The organism is Candidatus Eisenbacteria bacterium (assembly GCA_018831195.1).
Lineage (GTDB): Bacteria > Eisenbacteria > RBG-16-71-46 > CAIMUX01 > JAHJDP01 > JAHJDP01.
Window position 1 is genome coordinate 1 of sequence record JAHJDP010000045.1, and the last position, 3422, is coordinate 3422.

The following is a 3422-nucleotide window of genomic DNA, read 5'->3' on the forward strand; positions in this document are numbered from 1 at the left end:
GCAGGTACAACAAAATAGTGGATTCTGCGCGGCATGATCTTCCCCCCTGGAAGAAAACGAGTAATAAATAGGATTAGCACGCATCGCCATCCTGTGCCATTGGTCAGCGCGTGAATTGGGCGTCCTTGGCATTCCATCGTTATGTTCATTCGCAAGTATGCGCAGCGCCGTCACGCCAAATCCTTCCTTTGACGCCATAATATTCGCACATTGCCATGGAGATCACAAGAGAAATTGCTCAGACCGAGAGGGAAAAAGTCTGACAAATTGGATCAAATACCTTTTGCATCAGTGCTGAGGCGCCGGGCGGAGCCTCACCAAGGCTCGACTGAATTGGATTGCAAAACCATTGCAAACCAGACCAGTGGGCTTACTATTATACCAACGCAAAGAATTGAGCAAGAACGGGAGCAGGTCAGGGTTAGAACGGAGGCAGAGCATGATCGTCATTGAGTACCTATCCGCCCGAAGGAACGTCTCTTGTTTTGTAATCTTACTTTTTCTAGTTATGGCTAGTCCATTTGCAGCTCATGCTCAGACGGATCAACGCTCTTGGACTTATACAAAAATAGCAGATATCGATACTGATCTACCCAATTGGGCTCCAGGATATAGCAAAATATACTTGGAACCCTCTATTAGCGACGATGTCATTTCATTCAGATGTTCTTTTGGTGGAGGTGGGTGGCCATATTTCTGTGTCTATACAAAAGCTTTAGATGGAGACTTCACAGCACATGTTGATAACACTACTCCGATGCCTGGCGCAGAGGCGTTTTTCTGGGGTGTAAACGGACTTTCTTTTAGCGATGGGTTGATGGCATTCGTAGGAACATGTGCCAACCCATATAATAGAGGTATATATAAAAAGCATATGGCAAGCAACGATATCGATATCGTGATGAATGCGGAGACTGATATTCCTGGTGGGGTTGGTAAATTTCACACAGGGCTTCATGAAATACCATCCATCAATTCAGAAACAATCGTATTTTTTGGTGCCGGCACAACTGAGATCTATCAAGAGGGTATATATGCAGAAGTGAATGGCAATTTGATCGCTGTTGCAGATCTCAATACAGAAATGCCGAATCATGTTGGCATCAAGTTTGACGACTTTGACATACGTCCATCAAGTGGCGGCGACTATATAGCCTTCTTTGGACTTGATACTGTATCCGGCGCTAGAGGCGTATACAGGTACTCTGTCGAAAATGATCTGATTGAAATTGTTGCGGATGAACTAACAGATGTCCCCGGTGGCACTGATAGATTTGCCAGCTTTGACCGGCCTGTTATTGATAGTGAAAACTACGCGTTTTGGGGTGTTGAACAAAATACTGACAAGCGTGGATTGTTTACGTATCTCGATGAAGATCTTGGCGCTGTGGCAATGACAGGAGATTCGATCCCAGGTGCTCCCGGCAAATACATTGGCGCGTTTGGCCCAGTTTCCATTGATGGGCGCGATGTCGCATTTATTGCAGAGGAGGCTGGATCTTCTTCGTATAAAAGCATCCTTGCAAAGAAGGGAGACGTTCTTACCAAGGTCATAGACACCAATGAGTACCTTGACGGGAGAGCCATCAGTGCATTCGTGATGACACGCCAGGCACTGTGTAATGATAAGGTAGTGTTTTTGGTGTCATTTGTTGATGAGACTTGGGGAATCTATCTGGCTACTCTTGATGCAACTCCAGCGGAGGTTCCAAGCGCCGATATATCAACGGTCCCAATCCTGCTTCGACCGAGCCGACCAAATCCCTTTGACGGCAAAACTACGCTGTCTTTCGCCCTGACGAAGGCCTGCCAGGTCGACCTGTCGCTATATGCCACGGATGGCGCAAAGGTTGTGACATTGATCGACCGCATGATGGACTCCGGTCGGCATCGGATGGAGTGGGATGGTCTTGATCGAAACGGTAAGCTGGTACCAGCCGGTGTATATTTCATTAAATTACGCCAAGATAAGTATGTCGCTGTAGACCGTTTGGTGCTCCTGAAATAGGTCAGAGGGTCTCTATTGCAAATCTTGTCCGAACCGGCAATATTTTGGAGAAACGTGGCCGTGACGTTGACCACTGTCGACAGTCTAAGCTCATTGAGATGTTCCACGGTATCGAGTCCGCAGTGGGCGGCGCTTTCGGAGGTTCCAGTGCGAACTAGAAACGGTATGGGCACAAAATGAAATGGGGCCGTATCGTGCTTGCCGCCGTGGCGGTCCCTATCGCCGACATGCTGGTCATTACGCTGGTGGTGACCGCCTATGCATTCATGCTCGCTTTCCAGGCCCGAGGGGCGCCGGACCAGGCGCGGATCACCCAGTTCGCCGAGCAGTTCGGCCGTTCTTCATGGTTTGTGATTGGGGTCATTCTGACGTTCCTTGCGGCGGCGTGGGCGGCCCGCGGCGCCCATCGCGCCGCATGGCGCTACGGGGCCGTCGTTGGTGTCATCGCCGGCATCACCATGTTGTTCCCCGGCTTCACCATCAGCCCACAAACTCTCGGTGAGTTCGCCCTCACGGCTGCGGCCGGGGTGCTGGGTGGTTTGCTTGCCGGGAGAGCCGGGAAAGGTGGCCCGTCAAAGAGAAATGCCCATGGGTGAAGATAGTATCGGGCTGAATCCGATGAACGATACGTTATGAAAAAATCCGGCGCCTCCATCCAATTCTCGCCCACCGACCTCACAAACTATCTTCAAAACCCGTACATCACCTGGATGGACCGCCTCTATCTCGAGCACACGGACGGAACACAACCCGACGCATCGGCCGGCGAGGCCATCCTCATCCGGAAAAAGGGCCTTGAACACGAGCGCAATTTCCTCGTTCAATTAAAGGCCGCGAAGAAGGATCCTCTATCTGCGAGCATGTCAAGAATCTAGTTGAAATATTGTAAAAGACTCCCCGCTCATTTTAGGCCGCTTTCAAAAGGTCTTTCTCCTCCTCCAAGAATTCTTGCTCTATTGAGTTAATGACCTCGTTGATATCCAAATAATCCTTTACCTTCCTGAATGACTTTTCGCAGTGTATGAGAACCGCCGCCAGCCAGCGCTGCCGCATTTGGCTGCTGCGAGCTCGTTTAACGTTCTTCTCGCAATCCCTCACCCGAGAAAAAATGCTTTCAATGGGATTCGTTGAGTAAAGCGTTTTACGAAGCAAGGCCGGGACCTTCAGACGATGAGCCAATAGGAAATTCCAACGCCCCTTTGCGCATGATATCGCCACGCCGATATCCGGCCGGCTGCGTCTCGGCGACGGAGCCATGTGCCAAGTGGAAATAATCGATGATCTTGTAGCCCGGATCTACGTTTCCCAGCGGGAACCGATGACCCTTCTGCCCGGCAGCCGGATCCATATTGAAATCGACGGCCTTGCGGGAAGCAGAGAGGCTGAAGTCCTCTCCGTTCCACCGGCTCCGGGA

At 50.6% G+C, this 3422-nt stretch carries 4 protein-coding genes; 3 read left to right on the plus strand and 1 reads right to left on the minus strand.

What is annotated here, in order from left to right; translation table 11 throughout:
- The first annotated feature begins 439 nt into the window (after positions 1 to 439).
- The 3 genes from KJ970_09295 to KJ970_09305 all read left to right on the plus strand — a co-directional run bounded on the left by KJ970_09295 (position 440) and on the right by KJ970_09305 (position 2883).
- A complete protein-coding gene (locus KJ970_09295; protein MBU2691113.1) occupies positions 440 to 2008 on the plus strand; it encodes a hypothetical protein in 1569 nt (522 codons plus the stop codon).
- Between the two features lie 176 nt (positions 2009 to 2184).
- Entirely contained in the window at positions 2185 to 2604 is a 420-nt protein-coding gene (locus KJ970_09300) for a hypothetical protein (protein MBU2691114.1), read from the plus strand.
- A 36-nt stretch (positions 2605 to 2640) separates the two neighbouring features.
- Complete coding sequence (locus KJ970_09305; GenBank protein MBU2691115.1) at positions 2641 to 2883, plus strand: hypothetical protein; 243 nt, start codon at positions 2641 to 2643, stop codon at positions 2881 to 2883.
- Between the two features lie 31 nt (positions 2884 to 2914).
- Here KJ970_09305 and KJ970_09310 read toward each other — a convergent pair whose 3' ends face one another.
- Positions 2915 to 3265: a hypothetical protein gene (locus tag KJ970_09310; GenBank protein ID MBU2691116.1), complete on the minus strand. Its 351-nt coding sequence runs from the start codon at positions 3263 to 3265 to the stop codon at positions 2915 to 2917.
- Positions 3266 to 3422: the final 157 nt, after the last annotated feature.

Bases quoted from the DNA above. Each gene is read 5' to 3' on its own strand.
- KJ970_09295 (MBU2691113.1), top strand. From the start codon at position 440: ATGATCGTCATTGAGTACCTATCCGCCCGAAGGAACGTCTCTTGTTTT.
- KJ970_09300 (MBU2691114.1), top strand. From the start codon at position 2,185: ATGAAATGGGGCCGTATCGTGCTTGCCGCCGTGGCGGTCCCTATCGCC.
- KJ970_09305 (MBU2691115.1), top strand. From the start codon at position 2,641: ATGAAAAAATCCGGCGCCTCCATCCAATTCTCGCCCACCGACCTCACA.
- KJ970_09310 (MBU2691116.1), bottom strand. From the start codon at position 3,265: ATGGCTCCGTCGCCGAGACGCAGCCGGCCGGATATCGGCGTGGCGATA.